This window comes from Curtobacterium sp. MMLR14_010 (assembly GCF_001865015.1).
GTDB lineage: Bacteria > Actinomycetota > Actinomycetes > Actinomycetales > Microbacteriaceae > Curtobacterium.
On sequence record NZ_MJGV01000034.1, the window covers coordinates 9,591 to 9,930 of the forward strand.

Annotated in this window: 1 protein-coding gene; it reads left to right on the plus strand. The window is 70.3% G+C overall.

Translation table 11 applies throughout. The features are described from left to right. On the plus strand, nt 1–308 hold a 308-nt coding region (locus tag BIU98_RS19355; RefSeq protein ID WP_217635677.1), incomplete at its 5' end, for a hypothetical protein. Between the last annotated feature and the right edge of the window lie 32 nt (nt 309–340).

The following is a 340-nucleotide window of genomic DNA, read 5'->3' on the forward strand; positions in this document are numbered from 1 at the left end:
GGACGACGCTGATGGGCATCGACTGGTTCGCGTTCCTCACCGTGGCCCTGGTCGCGGTGGTCGCCTCGTGCTTCGTCGTCTCCGTGTACTCGGTCGGACTCCGCTTCTGGAGCGCCGCCGACACCCGCGCAGGCAAGTTCACCGTGAAGGACGACGGCACGATCGGCCCCGCCACGGCCGGCTTCCCCAACCCGGCAGGCTCGACCGGCGCCGTCCGTGGTCTCCGTGCCCTGGCGATCGTGTGCTTCGTGGTCTGCGCCGCGACCGTCCTCTACGGCATCTACCTCATCGTCCCCCAGTTCCACTGACGCGCCCGCTCGCCGTCTGACGGCCGGGAGGC